The sequence below is a fragment of the Solwaraspora sp. WMMD1047 genome, assembly GCF_029626155.1.
GTDB lineage: Bacteria > Actinomycetota > Actinomycetes > Mycobacteriales > Micromonosporaceae > WMMD1047.
Genome location: NZ_JARUBL010000001.1, coordinates 3,544,928 through 3,563,397, shown reverse-complemented (window position 1 = coordinate 3,563,397; position 18,470 = coordinate 3,544,928). Strand labels below are relative to the sequence as shown.

Here is an 18,470-nt window from a genome sequence, read left to right as displayed (position 1 = left end):
CGCCGGTCGCAGCACGAACGCTGTCACCGGCCGTCGCCCGGCACATCCGTAGGAATACGCAACCGGAGTTACCGAATCGGTGGGGCGGCGGTCGGCGGGGCACTGGCGTACGCCTTTGCGTGTTCCTACCGATGTAGCGGGACGGCCACGGTGCGAACGTCGTCGCGGGACCGGTCTCGGGCCGGCAACCACCCGAGGTGATCGGAGTTGACACGTGACCGCCGTATCGGAGGCACCTCAGCGGGACGCCGGCGCGCCGGTCGCTGACCGGCGCGACGAGCAACCGGACGGGCCGGCGAAGTCCGACGCGCGACCGGCCGCCCGGGCCGCGTTGTTCGCGGTCTGGAGCGCCAAGGCCGTGGCCAGTACCGGCCGGACGGTGAGCGTCGTGGCGCTGCCCTGGTTCGTCCTGCAGATCACCGGCAGCGGAACCCAGACCGGTCTGGCGGTGGCGAGTTCGGGGTTGGGTATCGCGCTTGTCGGGTTCTTCGCCGGGGCGCTCATCGACCGCACCGGCGCGAAGCGCTCGTCGGTCGGCAGCCTGGTCATCGCCGGATCGGCGATCGGTCTGGTGCCGCTGCTGTTCAGGTTGGACGTGCTCGCCCTCTGGCAGCTGCTCGCGCTGGTCTTCGTCGCCAGCGCGCTGGACTCGGTGGCCAGCGTGGCGGTCGAGGCCCTGGTCCCGGACGCCGCCCGGGCGGCCCGGGTGTCGCTGGAATCGGCGAACGCGGTCCTCGCCGCGATCGACCGGTTCGCACTGTTGATCATGCCGGTGGTGGCCGGCGTCGCGCTCGCGCTGCTCGGCGCCGACACCGTGCTCTGGGTGGACACCGCCGCCTGCCTGGTCGCCGCGGTACTGCTGCTGGCCGTGGTGCCGGGCCGCCGCCGCCCGGACGCGCCCCCGGCGGCCCAGCCAGCGGCCGCCGCCGGGTCCGCGGGAGCGGCCGACACCCCGGCTGCGGCGCAGGCTGACACCGCCACGGCCCCAAGCGGGGTACGGGGGTACGGGCGGTCGCTGCGGGACGGGCTCGCGGTGCTCTGGCGGGACCGTCTGCTGGTCGCTCTGACCCTGGTCGGGACCGCGCTGAACACGCTGATCAGCAGCCTCTACTCGATCGTGCTGCTGGCCTACGCCGCGGAGGTGTTCGGCAGTGCCCTGCACTTCGCCGGCATGCTGGCTGCCGTCGGCGGCGGGGCGCTGGCGGGTGCCCTGCTGTTCGCGGTCGTCGCCCGCCGCCTGCCCCGCCGGGCCTGGCTGTTGATCTCCTGCTTCGGCACGGCCGGTACGGTCCTGGCGCTGGCGGCCATTCCGGGTCCGGTCGGCACGGCGGTCCTGATGGCCGCGTCCGGCCTGGTGATGGCGCCGCTCGGCCCGCTGGTCGCGACCGCGTTCCAGGAACGTACGCCGGCCACCGCGCTGGGACGGGTGTTGTCGGCCCGCAACGCGCTGATGCTCGCCGGCATCCCGGTCGGCGGGCTGCTGGCCGGTGTCCTGCTCGACGTCGCGGGACTCACCGGCACGATCCTGGTGATCGGTCTGCTGACCGCGGCGGTCGCGACGGTCGCCGTCGGCCTGCCGGCGCTGCGCGGACTGGACGCGCCGCGGCGGGATTCGGCGGTGCCGGCATGACCACCATGGCCCGGCCGGTATCCGTCCCGGCCAGCCGGACGGTTCCGGCGCCGGCCGGCCGGCGGCTGACCCGCTCGGCCTGCGCGCCCACCGTCGACCTGCTCGCCCGTCACCTCACCGCGATCGGCGTGGTCCCGGGCGACCGGGTGCTGCTGCTCGGCGAGAACGATCCCGGCTATCTGACCGCGATGCTCGCCCTGATCCGGCTGGACGTCTCGCTGGTGCTCGTCGACGCCCGCCAGACGGCCGCGGAGTCCGTCGGGGTGGTCGGCCGGGCCGGGGTCCGCTGGGCCCTGCTCGGCTCCACGGCGGACCTCGCCGACACCGGTCGGGCGCTGACCGCCGTGCTCGGCGTCGACCGGGTACGGGGATACGACGAGCTGATCGCCGCCGGCGAGGAGGGCGTCGACGACACCGCCGGCCCGGCTTCGGCCGGCGCGGTCGAGTGGGCCCGCTCGGGTGATCGGGCCGGCGCGGGTGAATCGGCCGGCTTGGTGGGCGGCCCGGCAGGGCCGTTCGGGGCCTGGGCGGCGCGCCGGGACGCGGCCCTGCTCTGGTCGTCGGGGACCACCGGCCGCCCCAAGGGGGTCGTCCGGTCGGCCCGCTCCCTGATCGCCAACACCCTGGTCACCATGCGGGTGATGGGTTACCGGCCGGACGACGTGCTGTTCCCGCTGCTGCCCTTCTCCCACCAGTACGGCATGTCGCTGGTGCTGATCTGGTGGTTGACCGGTTGCTCGCTGCTGGTGGCGCCGTACCGGCGACTGGCCGACGCGCTGGACTCGGTGCGGGAGCACCGGGTCACCGCGGTGGACGCGGCGCCGCCGACGTACCACGCCCTGCTCGGCCTGCTGGAGCGGCGGCCGGCCACCCGGGCCGGGCTGGCCAGCGTCCGGATGTGGTGCGTGGGCGGCGCGCCGCTGCCGCCCGCGCTCGCCGACCGGTTCGCCGCCGAGCTGGGCGCCCCGCTGCTCGACGGGTACGGCCTCTCCGAGGTGGGCAACGTCGCGCTGGCCACGGCGGACAACCCGGTCGGCTGTGGGAAGCCGCTCCCCGGCGTGTCGGTACGGATCGCCGAGCCGGCCGGGAGCACGGGCGGCGGCGCCGGCGGGAGCGCGGGCGGCGGTGGCGCGCCGCCGCCGCCCGGTAGCCCCGACCGGTCGGGTGCGGCGGGCGGGTACGGCGAGGTGCAGGTGCGCTCGGCCGGGCTGATGGAGGGCTACCTCGACGAGGAGGGACGGCTGCGGCCGGTGCCGGACGGCTGGTTCGGCACCGGCGACCTCGGCCGGCTGGACGAGGACGGCAACCTGCACGTGGTGGGCCGGCACCGCGCGGTGCACCGGATGGGCTACACCCTCTACCCGGAGAGCATCCAGCGGCAGGCCGAGGCGTGCGGCGCCCCGATCTGCCTGGTGAGCGTCGACGACGAGCGGCGCGGCTGCCAGCTCGTGCTCTTCGTCGAGGATCCCCAGGCCCGGCCCACCGGCTACTGGCGGGATCGGATCGACGCGTTGCTGGCCTCGTACGAGCGGCCGAACGCCATCGAGGTGCTGCCCCGGCTGCCGGTGGGCAGCACCGGCAAGGTCGACCGCGCCCAGCTGACCGAACTGGCCGCCCGGCGGCGCGGCACCGTGCGGCGGGATCCACCGGCCGCGACGCGACACAATCAGGAGGATTTGTGAGCAGCCCCGCACCGGCGGCGGCCGAGGCGCTGACCGACCCGCAGCTGGCCGGCCGGATCGACCGGCTACTGGCCGTCCGCAGGTTGATCGACGCCGAACGCGACACCGTCCGCGCGATCCTGACCGAGATCTCCACCTACACCGCGGCGAGCTACGAGATCGACGCCGCGCTGGCCACCCTGGACGGCGCCGCCGCCGAGGTGGCCACCCACCGCCCGGTCACGCTGCGCGAGTCGGCGGTGTTCATGCCGTCGAACGTCCTGCTCTACTCGTACGTGCTGTACCTGCTGGTGCCGAGCCTGTTCGTGCGGCGGGTCACCTTCCGCCCGGCCGGTCAGGTCCGGGCCCAGACGGTCGCCCTGCACCGGCTGCTGTCCCAGGTCCACGACCTGCCGATCGAGCTGGCCGAGGTGAGTCAGCGCGCCTTCCTCCGGGACGCCGTGGCCCCGGCCGAGCTGGTGGTCTTCACCGGCCGGTACAGCAACGGCGCGGAGATCCGCGCCCTGCTCGACCGGGAGCAGCTCTTCCTCTTCTTCGGCCAGGGCGTCAACCCGGTGATCGTCACCGACGTCGCCGACCTGGACCGGGCGCTCGCCGACATCATCGAGATCCGGCTGCTCAACTCCGGGCAGGACTGCCTCGGCCCGGACGCGATCTTCGTGCACGAGGCGGTGCTCGACCGGTTCGTCGACCGCCTGGTCGACCGGCTCGGTCGGCTGCGCTGCGGCCCGTACACGATGCCGACCGCGGACTACGGGCCGATCTGCTACGACAGCGCGCTGGAGGGCGCGGCACTGTTCCTGCACCGGCACCGCAACTGGATCCGGCACGGCGGTCGGGTCGACTTCCGGACCCGGATCGTCGAGCCGACCGTGCTGGTCAGCCGGCTCGGCGAGGAACCCGCGCTCACCGAGTTCTTCACCCCGATCTTCAACGTCATCGGCTACCACGACGAGGGTGCCCTGCGCACCACCCTGACCTCCAACGGGTACGCCGACCGGGCCCTCGGGGCGAGCGTGTACGGCGACCGGGACGGCGCGCTGAGCACCCTGCTGCGCCGGCGGCACACCGTCACCGTGGACGCGCCACTGACCTCGGTCGACGACGGCAACCAGCCGTTCGGCGGCTGGGGACACATGGCCAACCACCTCAGCCACCGGGGCGAGCGGCAGGCCGGACCGATTCTGATCTCGAAGGCGGTGGCGCAGCGATGCGGAACGATCTGACCACGCCCGACGGCCCCGCGTCGTACCCGACCGGGTGGCACGCCGTCGTCGACACCTGGCTGGCGGCCGGGGTCCGTACCGTGTTCGGGTTGCCCGACGACGAGCTGACCCTGCTGGCGGCGCTCGGTGACCAGCCGATCCAGCTGGTGCTCTGCCGCGACCAGCGCAACGCGGTCTTCATGGCCACCGGGCACGCGGTCGCCACCGGCCGGCCGGCCTACTGTGTGGTCGGGCGGGGTCCGGCGGTCGGCAACGCGGTCGCCGGCCTGGTGGAGGCGGCGACCGGCCGGGTTCCGCTGGTGCTGCTGGCCACCGGCACCGACGCCACCCGGTTCGGTACCGGGGCGTTCCAGGAACTCGACCAGCTGGCACTGGTACGCCCGGTGGTGAAGTGGGCGGTCCGGGTCGAGGATCCGCGGCTGCTGGCCGGCACGCTGGAGAAGGCCGCGCTGGTGGCCGCCGCCGGCGCCCCGGGACCGGTCTATGTGGAGATTCCCGCCACGGTCGGGACCTCGCCGGTGCCCCGCCGGCCGTCCCAGGAACCGATGCCGACCGGATCACTGCCGACCGCACCAGCCGCGCCAGTGGTGGCAACCGCGCCCGACGTGCCGGCGGTGCTGGCCCGGGCACGTCGGCCGCTGCTGCTGGTCGGCGGCGGGCTGCGCCACCGTGACGAGGGCGGTGCGGTGCAGCGACTCGCCGAGCGGCTCGGTGCCGGCCTGGTCGTGACCGCTTCCGGCCGGGGCGCGGTGGACGAGCGGCATCCGCTCTTCTGCGGGGTGGCCGGCCTCTACGCCGCGCCGGCGGTGCGGGAGCTGTGGCGGCACGCCGACGTCGTGGTCACCCTCGGGTCCCGGCTGGAGGAGACCGCCGTCGACGGCTGGGACGCCCTCGACCCGGCCGTCCAGGTGGTGCAGGTGAACATCGAGGCCGCCGACCTCTCCCCCGGCTGGCCCGGGCCGAAGGTGGTCGCCGACGCGGTGGTCACCGCCGCGGCCTGGGCCGACGCGGACCGTCCGGAGCCGGACCCGGTCTGGGTCGAGCGGGTCGGCCGGGCCCGGTCCGAGGCGCTCGCGACCGCACAGTCCCGGGGCAAGCGGCTGCGGTCCGGGCCGGCACTGAGCGTGCTCGACGTACTCGACGCCTTGGACGGCGCGGTGCCCCGCGACCGAATCCTGGTGCAGGAGAACGGGCTCGCCGACATGTGGTCGTACTTCTGGCCCTACTGGACCTGCCACACCCGGGGCGGGTCGGTGGTGCCGAGCGAGCAGACCACGCTCGGGTTCGGCGCGGCCGCGGCGGTCGGGGTGGCGCTGGCCGTCCCGGACCGGCCGGTGGTGGCGTTCGTCGGCGACGGCGCCTTCAACCTGTTCCGCGCGGACCTGGCCACCGCGGCCAACGCCGGGGTGGGCGTGCTCTACCTCGTCCTGGACAACGGCGGCTACGGCTGGCTGCAGCATCAGTTGACCGAAAACGCGGCGGAGGCCGCCGACCGGTTCCGGTTCGCCGACCCGGCCGGCGCCGACCCGACAGCCGCCGGCCCGGGTCACCACGAGCGGGTCACCCGCCGCGGGGACCTGGCCGCGGCGCTGGCCCGGGGGTGGGCGCGCTGCGCCGCCGGCCAGCTCGCCGTCGTCGAGATCGCGGTACGCCTGGACGACACCCCGCCCTGCCTCTGGCCGGCGGACCCCACGCACCCCACGGAGCCGGCCGAACCGGCGGACCTGTCAGCACGCACCACCGAGAGTGGGGAGACCAGCTCGTGACCGCCGTACAACCCTTCTCCGAGCTGCTGCCGGCCGCGTTCGACAGCCCGCTGCGGGTGCCGGTCGGCATCTGGGGCGTCGGCGTGCACGAGCCGCCGGAGGTGGTGACGAACGCCGACCTGGTGGCCACCCTGGACACCACCGACGAGTGGATCCGCAGCCGCACCGGGATCCGGGAGCGCCGGTTCCTGGGCGCCGGGCAGCAGACCTCGGACATGTGTCTGGCGGCGGCCCGGGAGGCGCTGGACCGGGCCGGCGTGACCGGCCCGGAGCTGGACGCGATCGTGCTGGCGACGTTCACCTTCGACCAGCCGCTGCCGTCCACCGCACTGATCGTCAAGGAGGCGCTCGGCGCGGACCGGGCACTGCTGCTCGATCTCAACCAGGCGGCCTGTGCCGGCGGCGTCTACGGCATCCTGACCGGGGCGCACCTGCTGCAGAGCGGGGCGTTCTCCCGCGTGCTGGTGATCGGTGCGGAGTGCCTGTCGCGGGTGACCGACCCGGCCGACCGGGGCACCCGGGTCTTCTTCGGCGACGCGGCCGGGGCGGTCGTGCTGGGCCGCACCGAGGACGGTTCCGGGCTGCTCAGCTGGGACGTCGGCTCGGCGCTCTCGTACGGCGTGCAGATCCCGGCCGGCGGCAGCCGGCAACCGACCACCGCGGCGACCGTGGCCGACCGGCAGCACTACCTGAAGATGGACGGCCGGACGGTCTGGACGGAGGCCACCCGGCATCTGCCCCGCACCATCACCCGGGCGGTCCGCCGGGCCGGCCTGGACGTCGACGCGGTCGACCACTTCTTCATCCACCAGGCGAACCTGAACATCGTCCGGGAGGTGCTGGACACGCTCGGTGTGCCACCGCAGCGGGCGGTCACCACCGTCGAGCGGCTCGGCAACACCGGTGCGGCGACCGTCTTCACCGTGCTGCACGCGGCGATGACCCGCGGCGCGGTACGCCCCGGCGACGTGCTCGTGCTGGCCGCCATCGGCGCCGGCTTCCTCTGGGGTTCGCTCTGCGTCCGGCACGGCCGGATCGCCCACCACTGACCCGCCAACCGGCGGCCGACACAACTCAGGAAAGGACGGACATCCCGTGGTCGAGCAGCAGGTACGCACCATCTTCGCCAGCGTCTACGCCATCGATCGGCCGGCCGAGGGGATCGACCTCGACGAGCCGCTGTTCGGGCCGGAGTCGGCCTTCGGGCTGGACTCCCTGGACACGCTGCGGTTCATCGCCGCCCTGCAGGACGCCTACCGGTTCGACGTGGGCGCCTGCGGCACCGACACCTTCCGCACCATCCGCAGCATCAGCGACTTCGTCGCCGCCTGACGGCGCCCACAGACCAAGGAGACGACAGCGATGCAGGGATACCTGGCCCGCCTGGTGGCGGTCGAGGACGCCGACTACGAGCTGATCACCCGCTGGGTGCAGCCGTCGCACGCCGGTGCCCTGGGAGCCGGTGGAGACACCGAGTTCTACACCCTGGAGACCATCCGGGCGGCGATGAAGAAGAACCCGATGGCGATGATCGAGTCCCGGGACGGGCGCAAGGTCGGCCTGGTGCAGTGGCACACCCAGCGGCACGCGCGCAGCTACGAGCTGGGCGCGATGGTCGGCGACCCGGAGCTGTGGGACAGCGGCTGCGGCGCGGAGGCCAGCCTGCTCGCGCTGGACTACCTGTTCCGCTGCAAGGACGCGCACCGGGTCCAGTTCATGACCGGACTCTACAACCGCCGGGTGCTCAACTTCCTGTTCAAGACCGACGTGGTGATCGAGGGCGTGCTGCGCGATTACTTCTACTTCGACGGCCGCTACCACGACGCGGTGGTGGCCTCGGTGCTGCGACCGGAGTACGACGCGCTCGTCGCGGCCGGCGACGACCTGCTGCGCGCTGCCGAGCAGGTGCCGACGGAGGAGAAGGAGCTGGCGGCCAAGGAGTTCCGCACCCAGATGCGCGAGCGCTGGGAGCGGATGTTCGCCGACCTGGTGGAACGGGACTGACCATGGAGCTCAGTGGACGGACGGCGCTGGTCACCGGCGGCTCGGGCGGCATCGGCGGGGAGATCTGCCGGCTGCTCGGCCGGGCCGGGGCCACCGTCGCGGTCGGCTACCACCGGTCCGAGGAGGCGGCCCGCGAGGTGGCCGACGAGGTGACCAAGAGCAGCGGGGTGGCCGCCGTCACCTGCCGGTTGGACATCCGGGACGCGGAGCAGGTCCGGTCGGCGGTCAACGACCTCACGGCCGCCACCGGCCGGATCGACATCCTGGTCAACAACGCGGCCGTGGGCACCGCCTCGGCGGTGCTGCCCACGGTCGGGGTGGAGGACTGGGTGGCGGCGGTGCAGACCAACCTGATCGGGTCCTTCCACTGCGTACGCGCGGTGGCGCTGCACATGCTGGTGGCCCGGCGCGGCGTCATCGTGAACGTCGCGTCGATCGCCGGGCTGACCGGGATCGAAGGGCTCAGCGGCTACTCGGCCAGCAAGGCCGGGCTGCTCGGGATGACCCGGTCGCTGGCCCGCGAGTACGCCCCGCACGGGGTACGGGTCAACGCGGTGGCCCCCGGCTACACGGCGTCGACCGGGATGATCGACCGGGTGGCCGGGCCGCGCCGGGCCCGGCTGCTCGACGACATCCCGCTCGGCCGGCTGGCCACCGGCGCCGAGATCGCCGAGGCGGTGGCCTTTCTCGCCTCCGACCGGGCCAGCTACGTCACCGGGCAGACCCTCGTGGTGGACGGTGGGCTGACCGCATGACCGCCGCGCTGCTCTCCCCCCAGATCCGGATCCGGCCCGGCGAGTACCGGGGACTGTACGACGGCAGCCCGGCGGTCCGGCGCCGGCTGGCCGAGGCCGGTGAGGTGCTCGGCCAGGACCTGGCGGCGGCGCTGCTGACCGGCACCGACGAGGAGGTGAACCGGGGCGCGGTGGCCCGGCCGGTGATCATGGCACTCAGCGTGGCCTGCTACGAGGAGTTCGTCGACCACCGGCCGGCACTGATCGCCGGGCTCAGCCTGGGGCAGATCACCGCCGCGCACCTGGCCGGCTGCCTGAGCTACGCCGACGCGCTGCGGATGGCGTACGCGATGGCGACCATCGAGGCCGAGGAGTTCGACGGGACCCGGCACGGGGTGTACTTCTACTCGCAGGTGGACGTCGGGCGGCTGCTCGCGGCGGCGGACGAGCTGGTCGAACAGGGTCACTACCTGCGGACCTGCGCCTTCCTCGCCGACGATCAGGTGATCATGAGCGGCGAGCTCGCCGGCCTCGGCCTGCTCGCCGGCACCGCGTTCCGGCTGGGCGGGGCCGGGGTGGTGATCCCGTACGGGCCGCCCGCGCACTGCGACATGATGGCCGGGGTCCGGGACCGGTTCGCCGCCGAGTTCAGCCCGCGCGACGAGGTCCGCGACCCGGTGATCCCGCTGGTCTGCAACCTCACCACCGAGCCGCTGCGCTCCCGGGAGGCGGTGCTGGCCGCGCTCGTCGACCAGTACACCAGCACGGTCCGCTGGTCGGACTCGCTGCGCCGGATGGCCGCGCTCGGCGTCCGCCGGGTGCTGGTGCCCGGGCCGGGAGCGTTCCTGAGCCGCTCACTGCGCAGCACCTCGGTGTCGCTGGCGGTCAGCGACGGACCGGGGGTGGCCGCGGTGGCGGCCCGGCCGGCCGGCGTGGGAGCCGCCCGATGAGATCCGTCGTGCTCTTCCCGGGACTCGCACCGACCAGCTTCGCGGCGATCGGCGACTTCCTCGCGCGCAGCGGCCCGGGGCGGCGCCGGATCGCCGCCGCCGACGAGGTGCTGGGCTATTCGCTGCTGGCCGCGTTCCGCGACGCCGGGGCCGGCCAGTGGGCCGTGTACGACTGCGCGTACCTGGCCTGCACGCTGGCGCTCGCGGACCACCTGCACGACCAGCTCGACGGTCCGGCGGGGTTCGCCGCCGAGCAGCTCGAACCGCCGGTGGCCTGCGCGGGGCTGAGCTTCGGTGGCTTTCCGGCGGCCGTCTACGCCGGCGGCCTCGACTACGCCGACGCCATCGGACTGGTCAGCCGCAGCGCGGCCCGGCAGGCCCGGTTCCTCGCCGAGCTGCCGGAGCCGGCCGGCTGCCACTTCTTCTACCGGCTGGACCGGGCGACGGTGGAGGAGATCGTCGCCGAGCTCCGGGAGGCCGGCCGGTGGATCGAGATCTCGGCGGACCTCGGACTCAGCGTGCACGCCGTGTCGGGCACGATGCAGACGCTCGAACTGGTCCGGCAGCGGGTCAGCGAGCGGGGCGGGTCGCCGATCTACACGATGGACCGGCCGCAGCACTGCGCCGCGATGGCCGAGCTGCGCGACGAGCTCGGCGAGCAGGTCTACCCGGACGCCAGGTTCCGCCCGCCGGCCATCCCGGTGGTCTCCGACGTCGACGGGTCGCTGGTCCGCTCCGCCACGCAGTTGAGCTGGACCCTGCTGCAGGGCTGGACCGAACCGGTGCACATCCAGATCACCCTGGACGCGCTGATCCGGCACCGGATCGAACGGGTCTACCTGGTCGGGCCGCGGACCATGTTCGGCCGGTTGCTCGGCGGCCTCTTCGACGTGGTGGTGGTCAGCCCGGAGACGGTGCTGGCGGGGGCGCTGCCGCTGCGTCGCGACGAGGTCGGGGTGCTGCGATGATCGGCCGGCTCGCGCTGGCCGCCTCCGACCCGGACCTGCTGGCCGAGGCGGTGGCCGGCTGCGACCCGGCCCGGCTGGCCGGCCCGCCCGGGTGCCACGCCGACCTGGCCGCGGTGACCGGCGCCGCGCTGGTCGACGCGTTGGGCACGGTCCACCCCCGGCACCGGGCCGCCGCGCCGGTGGTGCTGGCGGTCAGCGGTCCCGCGGTGGCGGTCGCCAGCCGCTTCGCGGCCCGGTGTCTGGAGACCACCCGGCGGCTGCGGCCGTCCGACTCGGTCCGGATGGAGATCGCCGACCTGGTCCGCGCCGCCGGTGCCGCGGTCGGCTGGCACGGACCGGCGTACCTCATCGCGTCGGTCGGGGCGGACGGGCGGCAGGCCCTGCTCGCCGCGACCGCCCTGCGCGCCCGACACCCGGCGGTGCTGGTCGGCGAGCTGCTGGCCGAGCCCGATCCGACCGGCGGTACCGCCGGTCCGTACGGCACCGCGCCCGGCGTCCTCGCCGTCGTGGCCAGTTGGGAACCGGCCGTGACCGGGCACCCGGCGGCGGACGGTGGAGGCGGTGGGGTCCGATCGGCCGCCGACGGGACCGGCGGCCGGTCGGGCCCGCGCGGCAGCGTGCTGCTGCCGCTGGCCGGACACCTGGTCGAGTCGCTGCCGATGAGCGAGGTGGGACAGTCATGAGTCCGGCGGAGACGGCCGTCGCGGTGACCGGGCTCGGCCTGGTCACCAGCTACGGGTACGGCGTGGACCGGTTCTGGAACGGGCTGCTCAGCGGCCGGCCGGCGATCGGGCCGGCCAACCGGTTCGCCGGCACCGAGGGCGAGGCGGTCGGCGAGGTACCCGATCCGCCGGGCGGGGTCGCGACCCGGCGCGCGTACACCGACGCGGTGGTCGCGCAGGCGCTGGCCGACGCCGGCTACCGCGGGGTCCCCGACGGCGCGTTGGTGCTCGTGGTGGGACAGACGCCGGACGTGGTGGGGCCGGGTCGGGTCACCAGCTCGGACATGGTCGGCCCGCCGCCGAGCGCGGTGGCCGGCGTCCGGTTGGCCGGCGGCGCCCCGTACTTCCTCACCCACGCCTGCGCCTCCGCGGCCTTCGCGGTCGGGCTGGCCCGGGAGCTGATGGCCGGCGGCGTCGCCGATGTCGCGCTGGTCGTCGGCGCGACCGTGCTGAACGCCACCGAGTACGCCAGCATGCGCGCGGTGCGGGCGGTCAGCCCGGACCGGGCCCGGCCGTTCGACCGGAGCCGGGACGGCATCACCCTCGGCGAGGGTGCCGGCGCGCTGGTGCTGGAGACCGTGGCCCGGGCCGCCGGCCGGGACGCCCGGCACGACGTCGAGGTCGCGGGGGTGGGTTGCCGGGTCAGCGGCGCCAAGGCCGCCGCCTCCGACCAGGAGGTGGTCACCGGTTGCCTGGACGAGGCGCTGGCCGACGCGGGGACCGACCGGGTGGACTACGCGCAGGCGCACGCCACCGGCACCGTGCAGGGCGACGCGGTCGAACTGGCCGCGTTGGAGACGATCGCCGGCCGGTCCGGCGACGCGGCGGTCCCGGTGAGTTCACACAAGGGCGCGACCGGGCATCTCTTGCACGCTTCCTGCTTTCCGGCGATCGTCGCCGCCACGCTGGCGCTGCGGACCCGGCTGCTGCCACCGACGCCCGGGCTGCTCGATCCCGAGCCCACCGAGAGGCTGCGGCTGATGCGCCATCCCGAGCCGGCGCCCCGGGCCCGGCACGCGCTGGTGGTCAGCGCCGGCTTCGGCGGCAACAACGCCGCGCTGGCGCTGGCCCGACGCTGACCGAACCGGCTGCCCCTTCGCCCGGTGACCGCTGGCGTACCGGCTGGTAGCTTGCCGGGATGGACGTTCGGGCCGGTCCGCTGCCGGTGGCCTGCCGGCTGGTGACCGTCGCGGCGGTGGTGGCCGGGATCGGCTGCACCGCGGCCGGCCCGCCCACCGTCACCGGCCTGCTGCCGTACTTCACCATCCAGAGCAACCTCGCGGTCGGACTGCTCGCCGGCTACGCCGGATGGCTGGCCTGGCGGGGTCGACCGGACCCGCCACCGGCGGTCAAGGGTGCGGTCACCCTCTACATCACCATCACCGCGGTGGTGTTCCACCTGGTGCTGGCGAACCCGGCGAGCCCGTTCGCGATGGCGCAGCCCGACCGCGACCTGGTCGCGGCCGCCGGCAACCAGCTCCTGCACACGATCGTGCCACTGCTCGCCCTGCTGGACTGGGCGGTGTTCGATCCGCGTGGCCGGCTGCGCCCGCGATACGCGCTCTACTGGCTGGCGTTTCCGCTCGGCTATCTCGGCTTCGCGCTGGTCCGGGGCCTGATCGTGGGGAGCTACCCGTACCCGTTCCTCGACGCCGGTGCGCTCGGCTACGGCGGGGTCGGAATCAGCACGGTGTTCTTCGCGGTCGCCTTCTGGCTGCTCGGTCTGGCCCTGGTCGGCGTCGACCGGGCGCTGCGGCCGGCCGCCGGCGGCGGTGGGCGGCAGGGCACGGCGGCCGCACCGGTCGACTGATCAGGAGCCGGGTTCTCAGTCGTCCAGATCGGGTGCGGCCGCCGGGCCACCCGGTGAGCGCCGACCGCCCCGTCGGCGGTCACCGGGCGTCTGAACTGGTCGGGTGCGGTTACACGGTGCCGCTGATCGACCACATCCCCATCTGCGGGGTGATCGGCAGGTCCGGCCCGACCGGACCCTGCCCCCAGAAGTAGTCGCCGATGTTGTTCACCCCGTCCCAGCGGTACGCCCCCATCGACCGGTACACCACGCCACCGGGCTCCTTGTCGATCGCCATCAGCGCCCAGGCGGTCTGGACCCGCTGCGCGGGCCGGATCGTCCACCACAGGAACTTCTTCGGGAACAGGTACTCGGCGAAGCTGCGTCCGGTACCGCCACCGACGCAGTAGGCGTTGGTGTGGAACCCGTTGAGGATGTGCAGCCCCTGGAAGGCCTGCCGCCACCGGCTGAAGTAGTTGTGCGTGCCGTTGGTGTCGCGCAGCACCTGGCAGGACTCCAGTTGCAGCCACTCCAGGTCGCGGTTGCCCCACCGGGAGTCCCCCGGCACGATCCAGTTGTCGTTGACGCTGCTCTTGAAGGTGAACCCGCTGGGCGAGCCGTGGCCGGTGTACCAGGTGGCGTCGACGTTGTCGACGTAGGAGTTGTCGCCACCGCCGAGGCTCGGGTCCTTGAAGTCCCACTCCCAGGCGTTGTGGCCACGCCAGTCGAACACGGTCGGTACCCCCTTCGAGGTCATCACGTTGCGGAATCCGTTGGCGCTGTCCTGAGCGCACTGCCATTCGTCGACGGTCTGTTCGATGCCGACGTCCACCGGCCCGACCGCCAGCACGCCGAAGCCGCCCCCGCCGGGCACCGTCTCGACCGAGGCGTCACCGTCGCCGTCGAGAGCGACGGTCGCGGTGGCGGTCAGCCCGTTGGCGTCGGTCACCTCGACGGTGAGCTGCTCGCCCGACGCGGCGTTCTCCCGGGCGGTGCGCAGGTAGGAGATCGAGTCGCCGCCGCGGGCGTCGTCGAGCACCGTGCTGGACGACGACCACGCGTAGGAGTACGGCTCGGTGCCGCCGCTTACCGAGATGGTGGCCTCGACCTTGTCGCCGGACCGGCTGGCGGTCAGCTTGCCGCTCGGCGCGCTGTCGGCGACGGCGGGCACCAGCCGGTGGGCGAGATTGCCGGTCTCGGCGACCGGGTTGCAGGTGTACTGCGGCACGATCGTGGCGACCCGGCCCTTGCCGTCGGCGTTCGTGGCCGCCAGCTCGGGGAACTGGTAGCCGAGGGTGGGCGTCTGCTGGCGGACCCCGGCCGGATAGAGCGCCCGGCAGGCCCGGCTGGCCTCGGCCGGGCTGATCACGGCCACCTCACCGGCCCGTTCGACCTTGCGCAGCGCGTGCGAGAGCTGGCTGACCGTGCCGTCCGGCGCGAAGGTCATCCGCAGCCGGGCGCCCTGCCCGGTCACCGGCAGGCCGGCGAGGCTGAACCGGTGGCTCACCGTGGTGTCCAGGGCCTGTACCCGGGTCGGCCGGCTGTGCTGATCGGCCAGGGTCAGCTCGGAGTGCGACACGGTCGGTTCGGCCTTCAGCTCCGGGCTCAGTCCGGCCAGTTCGACGAGTCGGCCGGCGCCGCGCAGCGCCTCCTCCGCCGGGATCGGCTTGATCCGGTCCAGGGCGGCCAGGTCGAGTGCCTGGGCGAGCACCGGCCGCCCCGACTCGTCGCGGCCCTCGCCGACCTCGGTGAGCGGCACCGCGTTGAAGCTGGCGGTGTCGACGTAGCTGAACGCGCCGGTGGTCTCCAGGGCGTTCGGCAGTCCGAACGCCTTGCCCAGGGCCGCCCCCTCCTCGACGGTGAGACCCTCCTGGACGACCGCGAAGACCGCGGCCGTCTGCTCCGCCGCGCCGGCCGTCCCGCCGACCATCAGCGTGCCGGCCAGCGCGAGGACCGAGCCCGCCGCCAGCCCGCGCGCGACCGGCCCACGGCGGTGTGCTCCTCTGGACATGGCTCTCCCTTCACCCTGCTGGGTCGGGCGCCTGCCGCGCCGCCCACACCGGACGAGAGCCGGCTGGCCGGGGTTTGATACCGACCGGCCGTCAGCAATTTCTGTCGGGCAGCGGACAACGGACGGCGCGGGCGGAGGACCAGCCGGGCGCCGGCGGAGAACGAGCCGGCCGGGACGGATGGGACCGGGAGGGTCCGGCGGGACGAGCGGGCCGGACCGGACGGGGTGTCGGGCGGGGTTGCCGGTCAGCCGGCGCCGAAGCAGGGCTTGCCGGTCAGCCGGCGCCGAAGCAGACGAAGGCAGCGGCGGTGGCCCCGGCCGGGCCGGCGCCACCTGCGGCGAAGGCCTGCTGGGCGGCGGCCAGCGCCGGCGCCGGACCGGCACCGGCGCGCATCCGCCGGTGCAGGTCGACCATCAGGGCGGTGGTGAGATCCGCCGGCACCGGCAGCACGGCGGCGATCAGGCTGCGGGTGCCGAGCGCGAGCAGCACCGCCGTGAATCCCATCACCTCGTCGCCGGGTCGGACCCCGGACAGGCCCGCGTCGCAGGCCGACAGCACCACGCAGCCGGGTGGCCGGGGCAACCGCTCCAGCTCGTACGCGGTCAGCGGCCCGTCGGCGAGTTCCAGGGTGGAGAAGAGCGGGTTGTCGGCGCGGAAGGTGCCGTGCGCGGCGATGTGCGCCAGGCCGGCACCGTCCATCGCCTTGGTCACGGCCGCCACGGAGGCCGCATCGCCGGTCAGCCGGGTGGCGGCCGGCAGCACCGCGCCGAGCTGACCCACCTCGGTCTCGGCGGCGGGCAGCCGCGGCCCGGCGGCCAGCAGCGGCGTCCCGGCCGGCGCGAGCCGGCGGGTCGCCGCCGACCAGACCGTCGCCGACGGTGCCACCGTCACCGGCCGGCCGGCGCAGGTCGGCAGGCCCGCCCACCCGACCGCGTGCAGTTCGCCGATCGGCACGAGCACCAGCGGCCGGTCGGCGAGCCGGGAGCGCAGCGGACCGAAGAGCAGTTCGTCGAGGGCGGAGGCGGCGTGGTCGGCGCCGCCCCGGGCCCGCTGCGAGTCACCGAGGGTGACCAGCCGGCGCAGGCCGAAGCGGTGCAGCCGGGCCAGCCGGGACGCCTCCGCGAGGGGGCCAAGGTCGTGCAGGCTGGCCCGGCCGTCGCGTACCAGCACCGCGCGTAGCCGTTGGTCGTGGGCAACCAGTTCGACCAGGACAGCCTCGCCGAGGGATTCGGCCAGCGCGCGTACCCCGGGTGGCGCCAGCAGCGCCCCGCCCCCGGAGACGCTGCGGGTCAACTCGCGGATGCGCTGCTCCAGCCGGGTCTGGTGGCGGCGCAGCGCGGCCACCGGCCGGGCGCCGAGCAACGCGTCCTCCAGCGCCGCGCTGACCATCCGCAGCTCGGCCAGCGCGGCCGCCAGCTCGGGGTCCTGCGGCGGAACCACGGCCCGGGTACGCAGCGCATTGGCCCGCCAGCGCTCCGCCCAGGCCAGCGCCCGGGCCGCGGAGCCGGCCCGGATCGCGATGTCCAGGCCCTCCGCGGCCAGCTCCCGGCCGTAGGCGCCGCTGTGCGCGCGCAGTTCGGTGGCGCCGAGCGCGGCCCGGTGCCCGTCCAGGACGGCCAGCCCGCGGCGCAGCGCCCGGGCCGCCGCCGGTTCGTCGCCGTCGAGACGGCGGGCCAGGGCCAACGCGTACCAGCCCTGGGCGCGGTGGGTGGCGGTACCCCGCCGGTGCGCACCGGCCGCCTGACGCAGCAGCTCGGCGGCCCGCTCCGGGCGGGCCAGCGCGACCGCGAGTTTGGCCGCCTCGATCCGGGTGGTCAGGGCGGGACCGGGCCAGCCGGTCGCGTCGAGCTGACCTGCCGTCCTGGTCATCGCGGCGAGCAGGCCGGGAGTGCGGGTGCCCCGGTCGAACTCGGCACGCAGTTCGACGTGCCGGGCGAACGCCGCCCAGGTCCGCCGCCCCTGCCGGCGGAACCTGACCCGGGCCTGCGCCGCCGCCGCGGTGGCGGTCTCCAGGTCTCCACCGAGCAGCGCGGCCCGGGCCTGGGCCAGCAGCGCCTCGGCCAGGTCGGAGGCCATCCGCCGCTGGCGCAGCTCCCGCACCGCGGCGCCGGCCACCTCGACCGCCTCGTCGACCAGCGGCACCGACAGCAGCAGCTCGAATCGGTCCAGCAGCAGGGCCGGTCGCGGCACACCGAGCCGGTGGTACTCCTCGGCGACGGTGCCGAACAGCCGCAACGCGCCGGCGATGTCGCCGCGTTGGCCGGTCGCGATCCCGATGTTCCAGCGCACGTCGGCGGCGGCCAGCTCCATGCCGAGCCGGCGGAAGATCTCGGCGGCCCGGCTGAGGTCGTCCTCGGCGCCGCGGGCGGCGCCCCGGTGGGCGTTGAGCAGCCCGCGGTTGTTCCGGGCCCGGGCCTCCAGCAGCGGGTCGGCCTCCCGGCGGGCCACCTCGACCGCGACCCCGTAGTCGCGGACCGCCTCGTCGAACCGGCCCCGGTAGTGCAGCACGACGCCCCGCTGCATCCGGGCCCGACCGGCGTCGGCGCCGGTCAGCCGGGGCAGGGCGGCGGTGACGGCCCGCAGCGCGGCGGCCGTCCGGCCGGCGTTGGCCAGCACGTAGCCGAGGCTCATCTGGGCCAGCGCCCGGACCCGCGGCGAGTCGGCGAGCCGTTCCGCCCGACGCAGGTGCCGCAGCGCCCCCGGCAGGTCGTTGAGCTCCCGCAGGGCGAGGCCGATGGCCCGCTCGGCGGCGGAGCGCTCGGCCGCCGACACCGCACGGTCGGCGAGCACCCGCCGGCCGATCGAGATCGCCTCGCGCGGGTGTCGCTGAACCTGGTCGAGGGCCGCCCTGCTGTCGACCATGGAAAGAAGAGTCCACGATGCGGGGTGCGGGGTCAAACCACCTGCTGGTCGAAAAATGTCATTTATCGGTCTCAGCCTGGTACCACTATAGACACTCAGCTATCTTCTGAAGGATTCGGTATCGC

Annotated in this window: 15 protein-coding genes; 13 read left to right on the top strand and 2 right to left on the bottom strand. The window is 74.7% G+C overall.

Going from position 1 to position 18,470, the window contains the following annotated elements; translation table 11 throughout:
• Positions 1-214: 214 nt before the first annotated feature.
• Genes O7627_RS16135 through O7627_RS16075 form a run of 13 tightly spaced genes read left to right on the top strand, consistent with a single transcriptional unit; the run spans position 215 to position 13,492 of the window.
• The gene (locus tag O7627_RS16135) at positions 215-1,630 is read left to right on the top strand and encodes an MFS transporter (RefSeq protein ID WP_278094336.1); all 1,416 of its coding nucleotides are present in this window, start codon (positions 215-217) and stop codon (positions 1,628-1,630) included.
• Positions 1,627-3,312 (top strand): class I adenylate-forming enzyme family protein, encoded by a 1,686-nt coding sequence (locus tag O7627_RS16130; RefSeq protein ID WP_278094335.1) that lies wholly within the window; start codon positions 1,627-1,629, stop codon positions 3,310-3,312. The genes O7627_RS16135 and O7627_RS16130 overlap by 4 nt, the downstream gene beginning before the upstream one ends.
• Positions 3,309-4,538, top strand: coding sequence for an aldehyde dehydrogenase family protein (locus tag O7627_RS16125; RefSeq protein WP_278094334.1), 1,230 nt, complete (start codon positions 3,309-3,311; stop codon positions 4,536-4,538). The genes O7627_RS16130 and O7627_RS16125 overlap by 4 nt, the downstream gene beginning before the upstream one ends.
• Positions 4,523-6,304, top strand: coding sequence for a thiamine pyrophosphate-binding protein (locus tag O7627_RS16120; RefSeq protein WP_278094333.1), 1,782 nt, complete (start codon positions 4,523-4,525; stop codon positions 6,302-6,304). The genes O7627_RS16125 and O7627_RS16120 overlap by 16 nt, the downstream gene beginning before the upstream one ends.
• The gene (locus O7627_RS16115; RefSeq protein ID WP_278094332.1) at positions 6,301-7,353 is read left to right on the top strand and encodes a ketoacyl-ACP synthase III; all 1,053 of its coding nucleotides are present in this window, start codon (positions 6,301-6,303) and stop codon (positions 7,351-7,353) included. Before O7627_RS16120 ends, O7627_RS16115 begins: the two co-directional genes overlap by 4 nt.
• 46 nt (positions 7,354-7,399) lie before the next feature.
• Positions 7,400-7,636 carry an acyl carrier protein gene (locus O7627_RS16110; protein WP_278094331.1) on the top strand — a complete coding sequence of 79 codons (237 nt, stop codon included), beginning with the start codon at positions 7,400-7,402 and terminating at the stop codon, positions 7,634-7,636.
• Positions 7,637-7,666: 30 nt separating this feature from the next.
• Positions 7,667-8,308 carry a GNAT family protein gene (locus O7627_RS16105; RefSeq protein WP_278094330.1) on the top strand — a complete coding sequence of 214 codons (642 nt, stop codon included), beginning with the start codon at positions 7,667-7,669 and terminating at the stop codon, positions 8,306-8,308.
• A 2-nt stretch (positions 8,309-8,310) separates the two neighbouring features.
• Positions 8,311-9,063, top strand: coding sequence for a 3-oxoacyl-ACP reductase FabG (gene fabG, locus O7627_RS16100; RefSeq protein ID WP_278094329.1), 753 nt, complete (start codon positions 8,311-8,313; stop codon positions 9,061-9,063).
• Complete coding sequence (locus O7627_RS16095) at positions 9,060-9,992, top strand: hypothetical protein (RefSeq protein ID WP_278094328.1); 933 nt, start codon at positions 9,060-9,062, stop codon at positions 9,990-9,992. The genes fabG and O7627_RS16095 overlap by 4 nt, the downstream gene beginning before the upstream one ends.
• Positions 9,989-10,960, top strand: coding sequence for an ACP S-malonyltransferase (locus O7627_RS16090; protein ID WP_278094327.1), 972 nt, complete (start codon positions 9,989-9,991; stop codon positions 10,958-10,960). Before O7627_RS16095 ends, O7627_RS16090 begins: the two co-directional genes overlap by 4 nt.
• Complete coding sequence (locus tag O7627_RS16085; RefSeq protein WP_278094326.1) at positions 10,957-11,643, top strand: hypothetical protein; 687 nt, start codon at positions 10,957-10,959, stop codon at positions 11,641-11,643. The genes O7627_RS16090 and O7627_RS16085 overlap by 4 nt, the downstream gene beginning before the upstream one ends.
• Positions 11,640-12,761, top strand: coding sequence for a beta-ketoacyl synthase N-terminal-like domain-containing protein (locus O7627_RS16080; RefSeq protein ID WP_278094325.1), 1,122 nt, complete (start codon positions 11,640-11,642; stop codon positions 12,759-12,761). The genes O7627_RS16085 and O7627_RS16080 overlap by 4 nt, the downstream gene beginning before the upstream one ends.
• 59 nt (positions 12,762-12,820) lie before the next feature.
• On the top strand, positions 12,821-13,492 hold the full coding sequence (locus O7627_RS16075; RefSeq protein WP_278094324.1) for a Pr6Pr family membrane protein: 672 nt from the start codon (positions 12,821-12,823) through the stop codon (positions 13,490-13,492).
• Between the two features lie 109 nt (positions 13,493-13,601).
• On the opposite strand, the gene O7627_RS16070 is transcribed toward O7627_RS16075, so the two are convergent.
• Positions 13,602-15,482, bottom strand: coding sequence for a DUF6345 domain-containing protein (locus O7627_RS16070; RefSeq protein ID WP_278094323.1), 1,881 nt, complete (start codon positions 15,480-15,482; stop codon positions 13,602-13,604).
• A 274-nt stretch (positions 15,483-15,756) separates the two neighbouring features.
• Entirely contained in the window at positions 15,757-18,345 is a 2,589-nt protein-coding gene (locus O7627_RS16065) for a CHAT domain-containing protein (RefSeq protein ID WP_278094322.1), read from the bottom strand.
• Between the last annotated feature and the right edge of the window lie 125 nt (positions 18,346-18,470).